Origin of the sequence: Psychrobacter sp. A3, from assembly GCF_028823565.1 — a bacterium.
Taxonomy (GTDB): domain Bacteria; phylum Pseudomonadota; class Gammaproteobacteria; order Pseudomonadales; family Moraxellaceae; genus Psychrobacter; species Psychrobacter celer.
This window is the reverse complement of sequence record NZ_JAPEHS010000017.1, coordinates 15,923-36,609: the sequence shown is the minus strand read 5'-3', so window position 1 is coordinate 36,609 and position 20,687 is coordinate 15,923. Positions and strand designations below refer to the sequence as shown.

At 46.3% G+C, this 20,687-nt stretch carries 18 protein-coding genes; 10 read left to right on the top strand and 8 right to left on the bottom strand.

Annotated elements, in window-relative coordinates; translation table 11 throughout:
* Positions 1–26: 26 nt before the first annotated feature.
* Together NK638_RS04360 and NK638_RS04355 are read left to right on the top strand one after the other, a co-directional pair.
* Positions 27–770 (top strand): hypothetical protein, encoded by a 744-nt coding sequence (locus NK638_RS04360; RefSeq protein ID WP_274632083.1) that lies wholly within the window; start codon positions 27–29, stop codon positions 768–770.
* 63 nt (positions 771–833) lie between these two features.
* Complete coding sequence (locus NK638_RS04355; RefSeq protein WP_025646541.1) at positions 834–1,145, top strand: DUF1244 domain-containing protein; 312 nt, start codon at positions 834–836, stop codon at positions 1,143–1,145.
* Between the two features lie 46 nt (positions 1,146–1,191).
* On the opposite strand, the gene NK638_RS04350 is transcribed toward NK638_RS04355, so the two are convergent.
* From NK638_RS04350 to NK638_RS04340, 3 genes are all read right to left on the bottom strand, one after another.
* A complete protein-coding gene (locus NK638_RS04350) occupies positions 1,192–1,635 on the bottom strand; it encodes an SRPBCC family protein (RefSeq protein WP_274632081.1) in 444 nt (147 codons plus the stop codon).
* A 312-nt stretch (positions 1,636–1,947) separates the two neighbouring features.
* Positions 1,948–2,478 carry an Rrf2 family transcriptional regulator gene (locus NK638_RS04345; RefSeq protein ID WP_274632080.1) on the bottom strand — a complete coding sequence of 177 codons (531 nt, stop codon included), beginning with the start codon at positions 2,476–2,478 and terminating at the stop codon, positions 1,948–1,950.
* A gap of 27 nt (positions 2,479–2,505) precedes the next feature.
* Positions 2,506–3,735 carry an NnrS family protein gene (locus NK638_RS04340; protein ID WP_274632079.1) on the bottom strand — a complete coding sequence of 410 codons (1,230 nt, stop codon included), beginning with the start codon at positions 3,733–3,735 and terminating at the stop codon, positions 2,506–2,508.
* 214 nt (positions 3,736–3,949) lie between these two features.
* Between NK638_RS04340 and NK638_RS04335 the strand changes: the two genes are divergently transcribed.
* Positions 3,950–4,180, top strand: coding sequence for a hypothetical protein (locus tag NK638_RS04335; protein WP_274632078.1), 231 nt, complete (start codon positions 3,950–3,952; stop codon positions 4,178–4,180).
* Positions 4,181–4,296: 116 nt separating this feature from the next.
* Here the strand turns inward: NK638_RS04335 and NK638_RS04330 are convergent, their stop codons facing one another.
* Positions 4,297–5,790: an aldehyde dehydrogenase family protein gene (locus NK638_RS04330; protein ID WP_274632077.1), complete on the bottom strand. Its 1,494-nt coding sequence runs from the start codon at positions 5,788–5,790 to the stop codon at positions 4,297–4,299.
* 313 nt (positions 5,791–6,103) lie between these two features.
* Between NK638_RS04330 and NK638_RS04325 the strand changes: the two genes are divergently transcribed.
* The 7 genes from NK638_RS04325 (at position 6,104) to NK638_RS04295 (ending at position 14,343) form a co-directional block, all read left to right on the top strand.
* Positions 6,104–6,721, top strand: coding sequence for a TetR/AcrR family transcriptional regulator (locus NK638_RS04325; RefSeq protein WP_274632076.1), 618 nt, complete (start codon positions 6,104–6,106; stop codon positions 6,719–6,721).
* A gap of 244 nt (positions 6,722–6,965) precedes the next feature.
* The gene (locus NK638_RS04320) at positions 6,966–8,183 is read left to right on the top strand and encodes an iron-containing alcohol dehydrogenase (RefSeq protein ID WP_274632075.1); all 1,218 of its coding nucleotides are present in this window, start codon (positions 6,966–6,968) and stop codon (positions 8,181–8,183) included.
* Between the two features lie 100 nt (positions 8,184–8,283).
* The gene (locus tag NK638_RS04315; RefSeq protein WP_105245510.1) at positions 8,284–9,333 is read left to right on the top strand and encodes an NADP-dependent oxidoreductase; all 1,050 of its coding nucleotides are present in this window, start codon (positions 8,284–8,286) and stop codon (positions 9,331–9,333) included.
* A 170-nt stretch (positions 9,334–9,503) separates the two neighbouring features.
* Positions 9,504–10,181 (top strand): type 1 glutamine amidotransferase domain-containing protein, encoded by a 678-nt coding sequence (locus tag NK638_RS04310; RefSeq protein ID WP_274632074.1) that lies wholly within the window; start codon positions 9,504–9,506, stop codon positions 10,179–10,181.
* A 66-nt stretch (positions 10,182–10,247) separates the two neighbouring features.
* The gene (locus tag NK638_RS04305) at positions 10,248–10,877 is read left to right on the top strand and encodes a glutathione S-transferase family protein (protein ID WP_274632073.1); all 630 of its coding nucleotides are present in this window, start codon (positions 10,248–10,250) and stop codon (positions 10,875–10,877) included.
* 372 nt (positions 10,878–11,249) lie between these two features.
* Entirely contained in the window at positions 11,250–12,938 is a 1,689-nt protein-coding gene (locus tag NK638_RS04300; RefSeq protein WP_274632072.1) for an MFS transporter, read from the top strand.
* Positions 12,939–13,026: 88 nt separating this feature from the next.
* The gene (locus tag NK638_RS04295) at positions 13,027–14,343 is read left to right on the top strand and encodes an HlyD family secretion protein (RefSeq protein ID WP_075106054.1); all 1,317 of its coding nucleotides are present in this window, start codon (positions 13,027–13,029) and stop codon (positions 14,341–14,343) included.
* A gap of 126 nt (positions 14,344–14,469) precedes the next feature.
* Here the strand turns inward: NK638_RS04295 and pdxH are convergent, their stop codons facing one another.
* The 4 genes from pdxH to NK638_RS04275 all read right to left on the bottom strand — a co-directional run bounded on the left by pdxH (position 14,470) and on the right by NK638_RS04275 (position 20,675).
* On the bottom strand, positions 14,470–15,114 hold the full coding sequence (gene pdxH, locus NK638_RS04290) for a pyridoxamine 5'-phosphate oxidase (protein WP_199774522.1): 645 nt from the start codon (positions 15,112–15,114) through the stop codon (positions 14,470–14,472).
* Positions 15,115–15,193: 79 nt separating this feature from the next.
* A complete protein-coding gene (gene glmM / locus NK638_RS04285; protein WP_274632071.1) occupies positions 15,194–16,564 on the bottom strand; it encodes a phosphoglucosamine mutase in 1,371 nt (456 codons plus the stop codon).
* A 238-nt stretch (positions 16,565–16,802) separates the two neighbouring features.
* Positions 16,803–18,275, bottom strand: coding sequence for an IMP dehydrogenase (gene guaB / locus NK638_RS04280; RefSeq protein ID WP_201585753.1), 1,473 nt, complete (start codon positions 18,273–18,275; stop codon positions 16,803–16,805).
* Between the two features lie 438 nt (positions 18,276–18,713).
* Complete coding sequence (locus NK638_RS04275) at positions 18,714–20,675, bottom strand: mechanosensitive ion channel family protein (protein ID WP_274632070.1); 1,962 nt, start codon at positions 20,673–20,675, stop codon at positions 18,714–18,716.
* Between the last annotated feature and the right edge of the window lie 12 nt (positions 20,676–20,687).

The window sequence follows — 20,687 nt, the reverse complement described above, 5'->3', positions numbered from 1 at the left end:
CCCTAACATCATTGAGGAGAATAACCATGGCAGAAAAGATACATGATTTAGGCTCAGGCTTTTGGAACATACGCGGCGAGTTTCGCATCGGCGGCGTTATCAATATCGGTACGCAGTGCTCGCTTGTCAAATTAGAGTCCGGCAAGTTTATCTTCTTAGACAGCTATAAGCTGACAGGTGAAGTGCGCGATAAAGTGATGGCCTTGACTAATAACGGTCAAGACGTCGAAGCGGTATTGAACGTCCATCCATTCCACACGGTTCACTGCGCGCAGATGGCAAAAGATTTCCCGCAAGCTACCTTTTACGGCAGTCGTCGCCACGCCAAACAAGTGCCTGAGGTTGAGTGGAGCGAGGATTTGGTTGAAAGTACGGCAGTCGCTAAGCGTTACCCTGAGCTTGAGTTCTCTATGTCGCAAGGCATCGATTATATCCATGCTAATGAGATGATTCATGCAGGCTCCTTATTAGCCTATCATCCTACGAGTAAAAGCCTACACGTCGATGATACCTTTATGAGCCCTCCTTCTAAATTGCTCGAAAAAATATTGCCTGAGGTGATGCTGCATCCCACAACCAAAAAAGCGCTGAAGGACGCGCCGAATGCCGGCAAAGAGTACTGTGATTGGGCAACACAAATAGCGCACGATTGGGATGTACGTAACTTCTGCGCCGCACACTCTTACTTGACCACGTTTAAAGAAGGTGAGTTTGAAGAAGCGTTACTTAAAGCCGTAAATAAGGCTCGCCCTAAGCTTGAAAATGCTTAAGGAAGATTAAGTTTAATAAAAGCCTCTGCATTTATAGATGCACAGTAAAGATAAGGAAAAACTATGGCAAAACTAGAGTCCAATATCGAACTAGAAGCAGCGGCATTTCGCCGTTTACTTGCTCATCTAGACGAGCGTAAAGATGTACAAAATATCGAGCTGATGAACCTTGCTGACTTTTGTCGCAACTGCTTGTCCAAGTGGTATAAAGCGGCTGGCGAGGAGCGTGGTATCGACATCGACTATGAAGACGCTCGTGAGCTGATCTATGGTATGCCCTACTCTGAGTGGAAGCAGAAGTATCAACAGCCAGCCACACCTGAGCAGTTAGCGCGCTTCAATGAGCTTGAAGCGGCTAAGAACAAAGCAGAATAAGATTACGAGATAAAGCTCAAAATTTAAAATAGACGAAGCCGCTAAATTAGCGGCTTTCTATGGATTTGAGTATACTACTAAATCCTACCGTACCTTGTTTTTGCATCTTACGATCAAGCAAGCGGCCGATCAGGGGTAATGGTATCACTAATCGACCTTCAGATATCCATGTCACCTGCGTAGTACCATCGCCTAAATCTTTTAAATCTATGCTCCCTTTGCGGTGATCCACTTTAACAGGTCTGGCTTTTTCAATCTTGTACTGCATATGAGTCGGACGCTCAAACGCCGTAATTCGCTCCCAAAATTTGACTGGCCCCGTCTGAATGGTACGTAAAGCACCAACGCCGTTATGCTCGTCATCGCCTTTTGTTAGTAGCTTAGCCGTCCCTACCGCTTTGAATAATCCATAACTGGCATGATCGCTTATGGCTTCAAACACCTCATCAATCGGTTTATTTACGGTACGCTCTACTTTTATTTTAAACATCGGATTATCTCTTTTATGGGAAATGAGCAGCTATAGTCAGTTGAAAATAAAACTGTTATATAAATTTAAACGCGCTACTGGTATAAATTTTACTTGCGTGCTGCGTTCCCAGAGGCTGCGCAACCTACGTTTAAAAATAGCATCCCAGTAGCGCTATGCGCTTTTTAGAGTGCATCGACTATATTTAGGCTAGTTATATATTGTTATAGCACAACTTTTACTACAAAGCAGTACGCTATTACATGATATCGCTGCTTATATGCATCCGAGCCAGATGTTTTATCGCTTCTGATGTTTAGCACGAATACTGAATTAAGATAACAAAGCCTTTAATTCAATTTTATTATTAATGATATCAGCTAAAGTATAGCCCTCTAAAACGCTAACAAAAGCAGTAAGGGCTTCAAAAAACACCCCCTTTAATCGGCATACAGGACTGATGACGCAGCCTTGCTTTGTCACTGATGAGGCCTTGTTAGCTGTCTCATCAGCCGTTTCATCAATCAAGGTTATCGGTAAGCCTTGTTGCGTCGTGGCATCAGTCTTAGGTACAGTTGCCGCAAAGCACTCAACCAACGCAAAGTCCGGCTCTATCTGCTTAATGAGTATACCTAAATTGATATTTTCAGGCGCACGGGCAAGCCTGATACCGCCATTTTTACCGCGAATCGTCTCTATATAACCCAATTGACCTAATTGATGAATAATCTTTGTCAGATGACTTCTCGAGATATCATAGCTGTTAGCAATATCAGTGATGTTCGCTAAAGCCTGCGGCTCAGGCTTTACGGCTAGATAGATTAAGGAGCGCAGCGCATAATCACTATAGTTCGTCAACTTCATGAGCAAATGCTCCTTAACAATTCAAATTTAACCAAACAAACCATCTGGTCTGGGCTTGGACAATATCGGTAAATAGCTGATGCAAAATAGTACAAAGCAGCTAATCCAAGCGCCTTGCGCAATCATCACCCATAATAAGTAATGATCGACAGCGATAATAGGTAAAAATGCGCGGCTGACAAATACTAATACCATGAGCGCGAACATCACATTGACCATCTTTGGCGGCTGATGAATATTGCGCCCTGTATGCCCTAATGATACTCGCGTCATCATCGCCAGCGTCATCATACCAACGCCAGCGATAGATAAAGCGTGTACCGCCAGACTGTGACTAAAGCCAAGCCAAGGCTGCAAAGCGTATAAGATAAAGCTCAAACACATGCCAAAAAAGGCTAAATACAATGACCAAAGTAAAGGCTTTTGCCAGATCTTTGGGTGATACCAACCGGCTAAACGTATGAGATTGACTATAGCCACCCCAAGAGCAGTGATAGTGAGCAGATATTTATTAGGATAAAATAGATCAATGCTAAAAAAAGTCAAGAAAAAAACCAGACTCAAGACATCTTGCCATTTGCTATTGCGTACTTTGACATCAATACCATCATAGGCCAATCCGCGCTCAATAAAAAACGGTACCACGCGCCGGCCAATCGTCAACACTAAGCCGATAATTAGATAAAACCCTAAATACACCCCTATCTTAGTGACAGTCATATCATTAGCAAAAATGCCCCAATAGCACAGTCCGTTGCCTAAGGCGAGTAGCGCAAGTTTGGCCAAAATCCCCATTTGCTTGTATTGCTTAACTTGCAGTACTGCTCGAAACATTACCCACGCCATTGAGGCGACAAACAACATATCAAATATAGCCGCTAATAGTAGTAGCCCCGCACCAATATCTAGACCTAAGCCAAAGGCCAACCAGCTCAAGCGCGCAATTAACCAATAGCTAAAAATAGCTAGCAGCTTATAGCTATAAGGCATCTTTACCCCAGTCCAAGTCTGTACAGCGGTCAATAAAAAACCTGCGACCACGGCTAAAGCATAACCATAAATCATCTCATGACCATGCCAATACAGTGGATTCAATGTCTGCGCGGCGATATCAGTATGACCGGTAAAAACGAACGCCCATAAAGTCATGATAAGTACTGCAAAGACTGCCGCCCCACTAAAGAAAACGCGAAAACTAAGATTGAGAATAGGGTGCGGTGAGCTTGGCGGTTTGCTGGGTAGATTGATAGTGTGCATAACTGTCTTCTTAATATAGAGTTAAAAGATAGTGCTATAACATTCATATTAAATGAATGTTATAGCTTATACAATACCATTGTTAAAAAGTCATTTATCCATTGTCATAACAAAGCTCATAACTGATATAGAGGTTGTGAAAGCGACTATTACACTCCTGTTATTGACTCTCATACCCCCGACTGCTTAAATGGTTCTCTTCTAGGAGACTATTATGACTGAAGAACATGCAGCGGACGAAAAACGCAAAATCATCAACAGATTTTTGACCACCCTTACCAAAGAACAACCTCAAATGTACTATGCGACGACCTCTGAGATTTCGCGTAGCATTTATACAATGATCAAAAAGCATACCAACCGCCTATCGGTAGAAGATCAGGCACTTGTCAGACAAATGACGGTCGAAGAGATTGAAGCGTTACTCGGCTTTCACTCTCGCTAATCTCAGCTATCACACCTCTCGCTTATTATACCTTTCGTTTATCCTAAACAAAAAAAGACCGCACTGATGGCGGTCTTTTTTTTGCGTTCATTGAGCAAGCACGGCGCATGAAGCAATTAAAATGGGTACTGACGCGGCTCGTTTTGCATAGAAATCCAGTGCGTTCTGGTAAATTCTTCGAGCACCCATTCACCATTAAAGCGGCCGATACCTGAGTTCTTTTCACCGCCAAAGGGTACATTACTCTCATCGTTGACCGAGATGTCATTGATATGTGTCATACCTGCGCGAATACCGCGCGCAAAGCGCAGGCCTTTTTGCATGTCTGCTGTAAAGACAGCGCTAGACAACCCATACATCGAGTCATTGGCAATGGACAGCGCATCTGTTTCATCTTTGGCGCGAATGATACCGACCAGTGGCCCAAACACTTCATTGCGCGACAAGTCCATCTCGCGGGTGACTTCGGTGAAGATGTGCGGCGGCACCACCTGTCCTTTAATCTCGCCGCTTAATAGCATTTTGGCGCCTTGTTGCTGGGCTTTGGCGATTTTTTCTTTTAGTGACTTGACTTGTTTTTCATTGATGATAGGCCCAACTGCCGTATCTTCTTGGTTTGGATCGCCGACATTTAGTGTCTTAACATGCGCCAGAAAACGCGCCACAAAATCATCATAAATGTCATCTTCGACGATGATGCGGTTGATAGCGATACAGATTTGACCTTGATGTAAAAACTTACCAAAGGCGGCCGCTTTTACTGCTTGCTCGATATCAGCATCTTTTAGGACCACAAACGGGCTGTTACCGCCCAGCTCTAGCGCAACTTGCTTGATATAGTCGCCGCCATTGGCCAACTCACCGATATGCTTACCGACCGAGGTCGAGCCTGTAAATGACACAAAACTTGGAATATCATGGGTAACGATGGCATCACCAATCTCTTCGCCTGCACCGACGACGACGTTCAGCAAACCATTTGGCAGTCCTGCTTCTTCAAAAATCTTGGCGAGCAGCAAGCCACCAGTGATCGGCGTGTCGCTGGCGGGCTTGAGCACCACGGCATTACCCAGTGCTAACGCAGGAGCGATAGAGCGCTGAGTCAAATGGAGCGGAAAATTCCACGGGCTAATCACCGCCACGACACCGATTGGCTCACGGTATACAAAGTTTTCTTTACCAGCGGTGTTGGATGGGCGAATCTGGCCATGGACACGATTGGGAAAAGTAGCCGCCTCTAGCGTAATTGCTCGCGCGCTACCAAACTCTACCATCGCCTTGATACGGGTGCTGCCCGACTCTTTGATAAGCCAATCTACGATTTCTTCTTGGCGCTGGTCCAAAATATTGACCACTTTATACAAGACAGCGGCTCGCTCGGCTGGGGTTTGCTGCGCCCAGCGCTTTTGTGCCGCGTGCGCTGCTTGATAGGCGGTGTCGAGCTGCTCTTTGGTAGCCTGCTGAATCTCCACCAGTGTATCACCACTGTAGGGGTTGATATCGGCATTGACACTATCATCTTGGCCGCTTTGCCATTCGCCTGCGATGTATTGTAGATGAAAATCCTCATACGGGTTTTGGCCGCTTTGATTATTGGTATTGGTTGACATAATTATCCTTATTTATCTTATATACTAAAGTAGTGAAAATAGCAGCAACTTGATAGACGACTGGTCTAATGCTACCATAGCCAATATAGTGACGAAACGTATTTTGCTATCTGCAGTGTTGAACAAACGTAACGAGCCTATCCCTGATAGCGTCACAACATATATCAATAAAACGTATAATATATAATAAAGGGAAGCCCCCCCCCCTATCGTAGCATGACGGCTACAAGACTCACCGTCATATAATCACTGACTGATGTAGCCAATGTTTACCTTAACTCTTTCAAACCCTATAATAAGAGGACATCTCCCTATGTCTACCAACTTAATGTCTGCCAACGCAACGACCATTCCCCCTGATACTAGAACTCACCTGCTCGATGTCGGCTACCAGCTCATTGCCAAAAAAGGCTTTACCGCCGTGGGTATCAAACAAATACTAGACACCGCTGGCGTCCCGAAAGGCTCGTTTTATCATTACTTTACGTCAAAAGAAGCCTTCGGTGAAGCCATCATCAGTCACTATTTCGTTAACTATAAAACGCGTTTGGATACCATTGGTCGTCGTCACAGTAACGCACAGCAAAAGCTTTATGATTATTTTCAAAACTGGTATGACACCCAGCAAAACGGCTGCGATTACGAAAAATGCCTTGTGGTCAAGCTCAGTGCCGAGGTCGCTGATTTGTCTGAGCCGATGCGTATTGCCCTAAACGCCGGCTATCAACAAACCATTAGTTGGCTGGCTGAGCAAATCAAAGCTGGCTGGGCAGATCAGTCGGTGCCCCGCCCTGAGAATATCGCTGCTGAGAGTATGGCAAAACGCTGGTATTTTGCGTGGCTTGGTGCCAGCTTAATCGCCAAGACCAGTCAAACCAACACACCACTGGCAGAAGTATGGCAAATGACCACCTCCCAAATGGGACGCTAAGCCCACCGCTTATCGTCGTCTTTGTTTGAGTAGATATCGATATCACCCGACAGCCAGCCTGCCTACACTGAATAAGCTGAGTAAATAAGATTTCTGAGTTATAAGTATTTTTTGTAAACACCTCTAGACGACCGGTCTAATTGATGTACAATGTGCGCCATCGTAAAAGATAAGTGATTTTATTTTTGCTGTCTTTTTATCGCTGTCTTTTTTATCAGACAAACAACATTGACTGAGGAATCTTATGAATAACTTTCAATACTACAATCCCGTACGCATCGTCTTTGGTGAAGGGCAAATCAAAGAACTATCAGAGCTTGTCCCGCAAGATGCTCGCGTACTCATCACTTATGGCGGCGGCTCAGCTGAGCGCACGGGCACCTTGGATGAAGTCAGAACAGCGCTCAAAGCCAACGGTCAGCGCGATATCTTTGAGTTTGGCGGCATTGAGCCAAACCCAGAGTTCAATACTCTGCTAAAAGCGGCGGATATGGTCAATGAGCATAATATCGACTTTATCTTAGCGGTCGGCGGCGGTTCAGTCATCGACGGTAGTAAGTTTGTCGCCTTAGTATCTTCACTCAAAGAAGACGATGGTACAGTCTCACGTGAAAAAGCATGGGACGCCCTGATTGGTTATACCAAAAAACTAGATTCAGCGGTGGATCTTGGTGCGGTATTGACCATTCCAGCCACAGGCTCTGAGATGAACTCAGGCGGCGTGGTCAATCACAGTGACCGTCAGGCCAAGCTACCATTTGGCAACCCGCTTGCCTATCCTAGGTTTTCTATTTTAGATCCGACCAAAACACTCACCTTGCCTGAGCGCCAAGTGATGAATGGGGTGGCAGATGCATTTGTCCATGTGATGGAGCAGTATCTCACCTACCCTGTCAACGCCAAAGTACAAGACGCTTTTGCTGAAAGCCTGTTAAAGATTTTGATCGAAGAAGGTCAGGCGGTAAAAGCCGATGCAGAAAACCTCGAAACTCGCAAAAACATCATGTGGACAGCGACCATGGCGCTAAACGGTCTTATCGGCGTCGGCGTACCACAAGACTGGACAACGCATATGATCGGCCATGAACTGACCTCGCTACATGGTATCGATCACGCCCGCACGCTGACTATCTTACTGCCATCAGTACTACGTGAGCTCAAAGACAGCAAAAAAGAAAAACTGCTTCAATACGCTCGTAACGTTTGGGCCATCGACAGCAATACTGATACAAAACAAGACGATGACAGCATTATCGAAACTGCTATTGTATATACTGAGGACTTTTTCCGTAGCCTTGGTTTACCTGTCAGCTTCGCAGATGCCGCGCTCGATGAGTCAGCGATTGACCCTATCATCCAGCAGCTTGACGCTCATAATATGGTAAAGCTGGGTGAGCATAAAGATAATGACTTAACGGTATCACGTCGTATCTTAGAGCGGGCGCTAACTGGCACGGCTTAATGGTCTTTTCATAATCAGTAAATAACTATCGGCAGCCATGCTTCACTTATTGGCTGCCCGATCTAAAACCATCAATCAATAACAAAAAAGGATCCTTAAAATGAGCTTTGATGCCCAACAAAATCAAACAACAAATCGTCAAATTAAATTGGCCAGTCGCCCAACTGGCGAGCCAAAACCTGAAAACTTTGATATGGCAACCAGCGATATTCCAGCCCCCAAAGATGACGAAATGCTACTGCGCACCGTCTATCTATCATTAGACCCTTACATGCGCGGACGTATGAGCGACGCCAAAAGCTATGCCGATCCGCTAGAAGTGGGCGATGTGATGATGGGTGCCACAGTTGCACAAGTGGTCGAATCCAATATCGACAATTTTGCCGCGGGCGACTTGGTCGTGTCCAATTCAGGCTGGCAGGATTATAGCGTCAGTAATGGTGAAGGCGTGGTCAAGCTAGACAAAGACATGGCAAACCCCTCTTACGGTCTGGGCGTACTTGGTATGCCAGGGTTTACCGGCTATATGGGTCTGACCGATATCGGTAAACCACAAAAAGGCGAGACGCTCGTCGTTGCTGCGGCCACCGGCCCTGTCGGTGCCACCGTTGGACAAGTGGGCAATCAGTATGGACTGCGTACGGTCGGTATCGCAGGCGGCGCGGATAAATGTGAGTTTGCGGTTCGGGAGCTGGGTTTTGATGTCTGTATCGACCACAAAGCCGATGACTTCGCCGAACAATTAAAAAATGCCTGCCCAGATGGTATCGACATCTATTATGAAAACGTCGGCGGCAAAGTATTTGACGCGGTCATGCCCCTACTCAACGCCCATGCGCGTATCCCTGTATGTGGTCTGGTATCACAGTACAACGCCACGGATTTGCCTGAGGGTAAAGATCGCTTGGGTATGCTGATGGGTCTGATTTTAAGACAACGCTTGACGGTCAAAGGTTTTATTATCTTTGAAGAGTACGGCGATCATTTCCCAGAGTTTTTAGAGACTATGGGTAAATGGGTAGAATCAGGCGCGGTGAAAACTAAAGAGCACATCACTGACGGCTTAAACAATGCACCTGATGCTTTTGTCAAAATGCTCAATGGTGAAAACTTTGGTAAAACCGTCATCAAAGTCGCTGACGTTCAATAACTCAAAACCCCTAACCAAGTAACGACTTTTCAACATAACGGGTTAAAACCGCTACTGAAAATTAGGTGTTAACCCGTAATACTGTTAGGGTTCGGCTTATTTAGCACCCTTTTTAAAATGAGGACACGCCCTAGCTTAGGCTAAAAATTACACACATAAAAAGGACAATTATGAATATTTTAATGGTACTCACCTCGCACGACAAACTCGGCGATACCGGTAAAAAGACTGGCTTTTGGCTAGAAGAATTTGCTGCGCCTTACTATGCTTTTTTGGACGCTGGTGCCAACATCACTCTCGCCTCTCCTGCTGGTGGTCAGCCGCCACTCGATCCTAGTAGCGATACCGATGATGCCCAAACCAAAGATACTAAGCGCTTCAAAGAAGATAGCGAGGCGCAAAAGCACCTTGCCAATACCAAAAAACTTGCGGATATGAAAGCTGAAGATTTCGACAGCGTATTCTATCCAGGTGGTCATGGTCCATTATGGGATTTAGCAGTTGATAAAGACTCGATTAATTTGATTGAAAGTTTTATCAAGCAAGACAAGCCTGTGGCCTTGGTTTGCCATGCCCCTGCTGCCCTCAAAAACGTCAAAGTCGATGATGAGTATTTGGTCAAAGGCAAGACGGTGACAGGTTTTACCAATACTGAAGAAGACGCCGTTGGCCTAACTGATGTGGTGCCGTTTTTGGTAGAGGATATGCTAAAAGCCAATGGCGGTCACTACAAAAAGGCGGCGGACTGGGAATCTTTTGTCGTCGAAGATGGCTTATTGATTACGGGTCAAAACCCAGCATCATCAGAAGAAACAGCAAAACGCTTAATGACGAAACTGAACGGTTAAGCGTTTGGTGATTTATATTTCGGTGTTTTATAGAATGGAAATGAACTCTCTAAGAAGGCTGGCATCATGATTCGCTTACATCATCTTAATCAATCACGCTCATTACGTACGCTATGGCTATTAGAAGAGCTGGGCATCGCTTACGAAATCGTCAGCCATCAGCGTAATACGACAACGCATCTAGCCCCAGACAGCCTAAAAGCAGTCCATCCACTGGGTAAGTCTCCGGTTGTCGAGATGGATGGTCAGTTATATGCAGAGTCAGGCGCTATCACTGAGCTGCTGATTGAGCGTTTTGCGCCCAAGCGCCTACGCCCTGCGACCGATAGTAGCGATTATGGCACTTATCTGCAGTGGATTCATTTTGCCGAAAGCTCTTTGATGCTACCGCTGCTGCTCGAGCTTTTTACCAAAAAAGCAGGCGTGGAGGACAATGCGTTTTTAGATGGCTATATCAGTACCGAAAAGCATCGATTGCTCAGCTACCTAAATGATGAGCTGAAAGATAAATCCTTTATCGTTGGCAATAAGCTAAGCGGTGCTGATTTCATGCTATCGTTTGACTTGATTATGCTGGCCAAACGTCATGCTCTGGCAGACTATCCGCATATCGAGCAATATGCGTCGCAGCTGGCTAGCCTCGATAGCTATCAGCGTAGCATGCGCTTAGAGGCCAATTACGATCAGTCTGTTTAGCATTGCATCATAATTGACAGACCAATTTTCCGATACACACAAACAGCTCTGTATAGAGCTGTTTTTTATGCGTGCTTTATTTTATGATTGCATGAATAACCATCGAATTATAGTTATCAATGTCATATGAGAGCATTAAGCTGTAGAGCAACCAAACAAATTGCTCAGCACCATCCATGAATTACGTGTCGATGACAAAAGCACGATAAAAGTTATGATAAAATCCTTTCTGAATTTTCTGGGTTATCTTTCAGATACCATCAGTGAGTTGACTGGCTTTTCACGCTATAAATACCAATTACACTGACCTGACTCCCCGTCTGGCATCTGTCCTATATCACTCTATTTCCTTATACAGATTGTGGTACGCCCATGAGTAACGAATACCAGTTTAAGCCCCACGAACAGCCAATAATGGTGGGCTCTCCAGCCAATCCTGACCATCCTGCACGCCGTAAAATATTTTATTTGTTTATTGGGATTTTTGTGGGTCTCACAGCCAGCTTCCAAAATGGTCTACTTGTCGCCAACCTGACACAAATTCAGGGTCAGCTAGGCTTAACGCCAGCTGAAGGTGGTTGGATATCGGTCAGTTATAATATGACTAATGCCTGTATCACCGTTCTGCTGTACAAAATTCGTCAGCAATTTGGCATGTCGCTTTTTAGCAAAATCACCCTGTCATTTTTGTTAGCCGCCACCAGTCTACAGTGGCTGATCAGCAGTCACTTGTTAGACACACCTAATATTAGCATTGAGCCCTATTATTTAGAGATTGTCACTAGGGGACTTAGTGGTATGGTGGCAAGTGGTATGACCGTATTGGGCTTGTTTTATTGTCTTCAGGGTATGCCACCCGTCAAACGTACTAGTGGTCTCATATTGGGTTTTGGTCTGGTACAGTTTGGTATTCCATTATCACGTGTCATCTCACCCTACCTCGCCATCGACGGTCAGCTTGAAAACTTATTTTTATTTCAATTTGGTCTGGCGCTGATTTGTTTTGGGCTGATTAATATATTAGAGCTACCACCAGGGAATACAGAAAAAGTATTTGAGAAATTGGATTTTGTAAGCTTTGGTTTTTTCGCTAGTGGTCTGGCTGCATTAGCTGTCGTTTTGGTACAGGGTCGAATTTTATGGTGGACGACACCTTGGCTCGTCTATCCACTGATGACTGCTATCGTCGGGATTAGCATCGCGTTATGGATTGAGACGCATCGCAAAAATCCGATGCTACAAGTGCGCTGGATGCGTAGCCGCAATATTATTGCCTTTATGGTGACGGGCGCTGTCATGCGGATTTTGCTATCTGAGCAAAATGTCGGAGCGGCAGGATTGCTCGCTAACCTCGGCTACGGTAACGATCAGCTGGTTACTTTTTATGCTGTTATTATAGCCGCCAGTGCACTGGCTTTGATTATTAGTATTTTTAGTACCAATGCGATGGATTTGCGCCGACCTGTTATTTTTGCAGTGGCATTGATTGCCTTAGGGTCTTGGATGGATGTTGGTGTGTCTATTAATTCAGCACCCTATACGTTTTATCTCAGCCAGTTTTTGATTGCCTTTGCCGCGGTGTATTTCATGGGGCCTTTGGTTTTTGAAGGGTTTTTGCGGGCTATTGGCAGTGGCCCTGCGTATATTATTAGTTTTTCAGTGATTTTTGGCATCTCCCAAACAGTTGGCGGACTGGCAGGTGCGGCAGCCATTCAGGCATTTACGACCATTCGTACACAAATGCATTATGCAGATATGGTCAGCTCATTGAATTTGGGCGATCCTGCATTTAGCGCCCAGGTGGCAGGCACTCGTAACATGCTGTCGAATCAGACCACTGACGCGGCCCAAGCAAATATCGGTGCAGTTAGCCAAGTACTGCAAGGCATTCAGCGCCAAGCAACGGTCGCAGCATACAGCGACCTGTTTTTTCTGATGGCCTGTCTTGCTACTGCCGTTACGATTATTTTGCTGCTCAATTATCTTTATAACCGCTACCACAAGCGCAATCCACTGGCCAAAGAGCTCGCCGTCATCGCCAAGATGCGCGAAACAAAATAATTCAACTTATTATCTTAGTGATTTTTTATCATATTTATTTATAGTCAGACCAATCAGATATCTGCTTATTAACATTTAGGAGCATGTCATGAGCCAAGAAAAACCAAATGAGCTTAATAAAATACCTCAGACGTCAACTGATGCTCCAGCAACAGACACACGTACAGAGTCTGCTACGGCTCCAGTAGAGACCGCTACAAGCGCTACGCAAAAGAAAACGGATACATCCGAGATACAAGCAGCTACTGATACGCCTGATAGCGTGCGTGAGGATAACTCTGTAGAAGGCTCTATAGAAAATCAAGACGATGATAATGAAACGCCTATGCCGCCAAAAGAGCCGATATCAAATACGGCTGGCTGGTCTCCCAAGAAAAAATCCTATCTAAATTTGGGATTATTGATTGCGCTGATTGTCATTGGTGTGGCCTTGATTTTATATGCTTGGAAGCTGCCACCATTTACGCCTACGGTGCAACAAACCAATAACGCCTTTGTCAAAGGTCAAACCACTATTATTAGTCCGCAAGTTTCCGGCTATGTCACCGAAGTGGCGGTGCAGGATTTTGCTGATGTAAAAGCGGGCGATCTACTGATAAAAATAGATGATCGAACGTTTCAGCAGCAACTTGAACAAGCCGAGGCCAATACTGAAGTGGCGATCACCAGCCGCTCTACCAATGACCAAGACACGCAATCTAGCCAAGCACAAATCGAAGCACGCAAAGCAGACTTATATAGTGCCAAAATCAATGTCGAGAGCGCTCGTGAAGACGTCAATCGCTATCAGGGCTTAGATGCTATCGGTGCGGTATCAAAAGCAGAAGTGGCTCATATCAAAGCAAAGCTGGCTCAAGCACAGGCAAGTGTGCAACAGGCTGAAGCCAATTTACAAGCCGCTCAACAAAACCGCGCCAAAACCAGTGGCACCCAACCCTCGCTGGACGCAAATATCAAAAGTGCTGAGGCAGGTGTGAAGCAAGCACAAATTAATCTCGATAATACGATCATCACAGCACCTGAGTCCGGTCAGCTGAGCCAAGTCAGTGTCAAAGAAGGCCAGTACGTTAGCGCGGGCACCCAGCTCATGTATATCGTGCCAAAAGGCATTTGGATTATCGCAAACTTTAAGGAAACCCAAATAGCTAGTATGGCAATCGGCGAACCAGCTACTATTCATGTGGATGCGCTTGGCGGTGCCAAATTTACGGGTCATGTGAGCAACATCTCACCAGCCACTGGCAGTGAGTTTAGTGCAGGTGCCGCCAATCCTGCGACAGGTAACTATATAAAAATTGCGCAGCGCATCCCAGTACGTATCGACTTGGATCCGAACCAACCTGAGCTTGCACGCTTGCGTCCTGGTATGTCCGTTTCTGTGGATGTCGATACCAATGCCAAATAAAGCCAAATAAAGCCAAATAAAGCAAATAACTGATATAAAAAATCCACTCTAAATACCCGAGAAACTGGATATAGAGTGGATTTTTTATATTTTTAAATGATCTAGGATTTCAAAATCAGCCAAACACTATGGTAGTAGCCGCTTGGTCTGCCAGTTGTTGTTATCGTCTTTGCTATAGACGATACGGTCGTGCATACGGCTGGCGCGCCCCTGCCAAAACTCGATGTGTTCAGCAGTAATCTCATAACCGCCCCAAAACGTCGGTGTTGGCACCGGACTGTCACTGGGATAGCGGTTTTGTAACTGCGCAAATTTTTGCTCCATCACTTCCCGATCAGCCACTTCTCCGCTCTGTGGCTCGCTCACCCATGCGCCAACTTGACTGTCGTGAGGACGCTTTTGAAAATAAGCCGCTGACTTGTCCGCGTCTATTTTGGCAATTCGGCCACTGATGCGAATCTGACGCTCTAGCTCATGCCAGAAAAACAACACTTCAGCGTTGGGGTTTTCACTGATATCTTGCCCTTTAGCGCTGTCGTAATTGGTATAAAACACCACCCCTGTCTCAGTAATCTCACGCAGCAATACGATACGGACGCTGGGTTTAAGATCCGCGCCGCAAGTGGCCAGACTCATGGCATAAGGCTCTTGTACTTTTTGCTCAATCGCCTCAGTCATCCATGCACCGAGTAGCTCAAATGGAGAAGTGGGGACTGACTGTTGATCTAAAACGCCTTTTTCGTATGACAAACGCTGATCGGTAAAATCCATACTCATGGCAACTCCTTTATATAATATACAGTGTGACTGCTGATCATGATTGATTATAATAACCTTTAACGTCAATCAATTAGCCCAATACCGCCTTGATCTGATCCGCCAGATCATTGGCCAGCACATCACATTCTATCTCGTCGTCAGACTCAACCATAACTCGAATCATCGGCTCTGTACCTGATTGACGAATGAGTAAACGACCACGACCTGCCAGTGTCGCACGCGCTTTATCAAAGGCGGCCACCAGCTCAGGATACTCAAACGGATCTTTCATCTCAGACAAGCGCACGTTGACCAGTTTTTGTGGTAGGACGCCAAACCCTTCGACCAAGTCACTAAGCGCACGACCACGCGCTTGCATGACAGCCAGCACCTGCAAACCTGCGATAATCGCATCTCCTGTACGGCTTTTGTCCAAGCATAAAATATGACCAGACGGCTCACCGCCCAGTATCCAACCATTGGCCTCAAGCGCTTGCATCACGTAGCGATCGCCTACTTTTGCACGGACAAAGTCAATCTCAGCGGTTTTGAGCGCCAGCTCTAACCCCATATTACTCATCAACGTACCGACCACGCCCTTAGCTTTGTCTGCGCCTTGGGTGGCGAGCACGTATAGGATCCCATCACCATCGACTAAGGCTCCGGTTTCATCGACCATCACGATACGGTCACCATCGCCATCTAGCGCGATCCCGACATCAGCACCATGCTCGACGACCGCTTTTTGCAAGCTTGCTGGATGGGTCGAGCCGCAGTCAGCATTGATGTTGATACCATCAGGCGCATGATTGATGGCGATGACATTGGCACCCAGCTCGCGCATGACTCTCGGTGCCACGCTATAACCCGCTCCGTTGGCGCAGTCGACGACGATGGTGAGATGGCTTAAGTCATACTGATAAGGGAAGCTGCCTTTACAGAACTCTATATAGCGACCTTTGGCATCGTTGATACGATTGTTTTTGCCAAGTTTGGCAGGATCCACAATAGGCATGATGGTGTTATTGTCTGCTTCAGAGGCACTCATGATGGCGGTGAGCTTATCGTTAATGGCCGTTTGCATCTCATCGGTCAACTTTTTACCATCGCCCGAAAAAAACTTGATGCCATTATCAAAATAAGGATTGTGCGAGGCGGAGATGACCACACCGGCATCCGCATTAAAACTGCGAGTCAAATGCGCAATGGCAGGCGTCGGCAATGGGCCGAGCATATGGACATCCACCCCTGCGGCATTAAAGCCCGACTGTAGCGCCCCTTCTATCACATAACCTGACAGGCGAGTGTCTTTACCGATGACCACACTGGGCTTGCGCGATGGATTGGTATTATTCTCTATTAGCACCCTGCCTGTCACATAACCCAATTTTAAAATAAAATCCGGTGTGATTGGCGATTCACCAAACTTTCCACGAATACCATCGGTGCCAAAGTAGCTCATTATCTATCTTCCTCACATATAAAAGTAAAAGGCCGTTTCAAGGATCGGCACTACTGTTATTATTGTTACTGTCATTATAATCACTGTTGTTGTAATTACGATGACTATAATCCATTTTGGTATTTTACAAAAAAAACAGCCAACAATAACGAGGCATTGTTGGCTGTTTGTATCTTAACGTCTCTGTAGTCGTGCACTCTGGCAAAAACGCAGCACCTACAGTAGGTAGGACAACAAATTAGTTCACACGGTAGTTTGGTGCTTCTTTGGTGATTTGCACATCGTGGACGTGCGACTCTTTCATACCAGCAGACGTCACCTTGATAAACTGTGGTTTGCTACGCATATCTTCGATAGTCGCAGAGCCTGTGTAACCCATTGATGAGCGCAAGCCGCCGACCAACTGATTGACGATGCCTGCTACTGGGCCTTTATAAGGAACGCGGCCTTCGATACCCTCTGGCACCAGTTTTTCTACGCCGTCTTTGGCATCTTGGAAATAACGGTCTGATGAACCATTTGAGCCTGACATTGCACCCAAGCTACCCATACCGCGATAGGCTTTGTAGTAGCGACCTTGAAACAACTCGACCTCACCTGGTGCCTCCTCGGTACCTGCCATAAGCGAGCCGACCATGATGCACGATGCACCAGCAGCGATGGCTTTTGCCATATCACCTGAGTAGCGGATACCCCCATCAGCAATCAAAGGAATGCTGTCTTGTAGGGCGCTTGCGACATTGTCGATTGCTGAGATTTGAGGCACCCCAATACCAGCGATGATACGCGTGGTACAGATAGAGCCAGGGCCGATGCCGACTTTTACCGCGTCTGCACCTGCATCACGTAATGCAAGGGCTGCGTCACCGGTGGCGATATTACCGCCAATCACTTGAACGTTAGGATAGTGCTTTTTGATCCACGAGACTTTTTCGATCACACCTTTTGAGTGGCCGTGCGCAGTATCTACCACGATAACATCGACGTCTGCTGCGATCAAAGCTTCGACACGTGCTTGCGTATCTGCGCCGGTGCCGACAGCAGCACCAACCCGTAGACGACCTTGCTCATCTTTACACGCATTTGGGTTGTTTTCGGCTTTGGCAAAGTCATTGACTGTGATCAGACCTTTTAGGCGATAGTTATCATCGATAACGATGACTTTTTCGATGCGATGCTCATGGAGTAAACGCTTGATGTTTTCGTTGTTCTCGCCTTCGTGTACGGTGACCAACTGATCTTTTGGTGTCATGATTTTGCTGACAGGCAGTGATAAGTTGGTTTCAAAGCGCCAGTCTCTGTGAGTGACGATACCGACCACACTATCTGTGCCTTTTTCGACGACAGGCACGCCTGAGATGTTGTTGTCTTCGGTCAACTGCAACAGCTCACCAATGGTCATCTCTGGATGTACCGTGATAGGGTCAACCACTGTTCCTGCTTCAAACTTTTTCACACGGCGTACTTGCGTGGCTTGTTTGGCGATATCCATACTCTTATGCAAGATACCCATTCCGCCTAGCTGCGCCATAGTGATGGCCATTTCAGACTCAGTCACCGTATCCATAGCGGCAGAAACCAGCGGTAAATTCAACGTGATGTTTTTGGTCAAACGGGTGGTCAGATCAGCAGTTTTTGGTAGGACTTCAGAATAGGCTGGCAATAATAAAACGTCATCAAAGGTTAAGGCTTCATCGACAATTCGCAACATACAGACCCCTAGTGGTGGTTATTTTGATGTGTGGGATTTTCGCGATAAGACAATCAACCAAGATCACCAGTATGACTTTACGATAGTCAAAGCCTTATGTGTTGCAGGCTTTTTATCATAGAGCTTTCGATAATAGACAATGAGCCAGTCGTTGTTTGTCTAAAAACCCTCTATCACTAAACAAACACCAGTACTTGAAAATTGCCATTGATTTATGAGTGATAAATTTGCACAAATACAGTGCAGACTCATCTCTTAATCGCTCATTTATCCCGTAAAAATAACGCCATATTATAACAAATACGCAGGCACCTCGCATGCTTATTTATCAGCTTATTTTGTAGAATTGATCAATATCATACAAACAGGCGCGCATTTGCTCTATCACTCAGACAGCGGCACGGGATTAACTGGCGTATCGAGCACAGATGGCGCATCTCACGCTTCGTGTTGCTTCATGATAAAACGCTCAGCGGGTAGATATGATTTTTGCTCACGATAGAGATAATGTAGCATCTGTTCACGTACTTGACATTCAAGATAAAAGGCATTCATCGGGCCGTCAGAGGCTAGGCTCCCTCTTAATTTGATGGTGTTTTCGCTCAGCGATACCGTGACCATCTCAGGCTCAGTTTCACCATCCCATAAGTCGTTATCTTTGACCAGTGAAATGAATTTTTCGCGAATGGCCTCGATATCAGCACCATAATCCACGTAAAGATAGACCACGCAAGTCTGATGCACCTCGGTATGAGACCAGTTTTCTACAACCTCGGTAATCAGGCGGCGCATCGGTACGATCAATCGGCGCTCATCCCACGTCTTTAGCACCGCATAGGTATAACGCAAATCTTCAATCGTCGTCCAATCCCCCTCCATCATCACCGTATCGCCAATACGCACAGGCTGAGTCACCGCCACCTGCACCCCTGCGATGATATTGCCCAAGATAGGCTGTGCAGCAATACCGATGACCACCCCTGCGATACCAGCTGAGGTCAATAGTGTCTTGCCCAGACCCTCCATATTGGTAAATTCGCTAAGCCCAATCCAGATACTGCCCAAAATCATGACAAAGATAAAGACGCGGCGAAATATCGATACATAGGTGCGGCGACGACGCTCTTTATCAAAATGCTCCTCGGCCAGATTTTCGATCTGCATGTTTTGATAGCGATTGGCAAAAAAGTTAATAATGCGAATACCAAGCCATGAAGTGCTAAATACTAGTCCAATCCAAATCAGCGGGCGGGTCGATGAGGCCACCGCATCTAGATAAGGAAAGCCCCCTGACACTAAGGTAAACACCAATGAAAAACTGATGGTAAAGGTCAAAGGTACCGTCAATTTGCTGACAAGGTCTGCCACACCATGACTGCTGCCGACGTAGTTGCTGTACTTTTCATCATCGATGTAGCGGCTGATGAGCTTTTCAGTGCCCTTACTCAGTAGCCAGCCCGCCCCCATGGTCAACAAGAAAAACAAAACGAGTGCTAAACACTCCCACAAAGCAATACTAAAAAACTGTATTTTTAACCAGGCAGGCAGATAGCGTTCAAACTCTGCCGGATGGTACTGCGCGTATAGGTTATCGATGTTGCCTACTGTCTGTGCGGAAAATACCCAAACAGGTGCTTCCTCCCCAACTCTCACGCGCTGCAAATAGATAGGTACGCGGCGCTCGCGGTAGTCGATATAGCCAAGCTGAATGGAGCGTCTGGCGATGCCCATCACGCTGCTGTTGTTACCCAGCGGCGGCTCAATAAGCCCATCCGGACGATCTGGCAAATCATCAAACACATACAGCTCTCTTTCGGACAATAAAAAATCCAAACGCTTAGAGAGCTCAAGCGCGCGGCTGCGCTGAATGCTTTGGTCGATCAGGTTCATATTCAGCGCGTAAGCGGCCAAGTCATACTGCTGTTTCATCACTGCCGACTGAAAAAACTCTAACGTGGCAAGCGGCGTGGTCAGGTTTGGCGGCTTAGATAACGGCGGCAAGCCGGTATTGAGTCTATCCAAAAGATAATAGCTCTCATGATATTCTCCCGTTAGCCCCGCATTACCCTGCAACTCACCTGCCTGCTCTACCGCGCTACGCTCAATGGGGTCAAATACCTCTTCTGCAATCGCAGAAACACTGACGCTGCCATCACTCATCGAGTCTAGCTGCTGCTCGGCGTATTCGCCAAAATTATCTGGCTGGGCAACAGCCTCTATCGCCGCGCCGAACGTCAGTACAAAAAACATCACCAGTATTTGCCATATCATAGCGCGCCGGCTCTTCGTCGACTTGTCATTGATCAGCCGATGGCCAATAGTGCGATGGCAAATAAAGGGTATGACTCTATCCGTGTCAGTCTGATGATGTTCAGCAGCATCCGTGTGAGAAGTATTCATATATCGACGGCC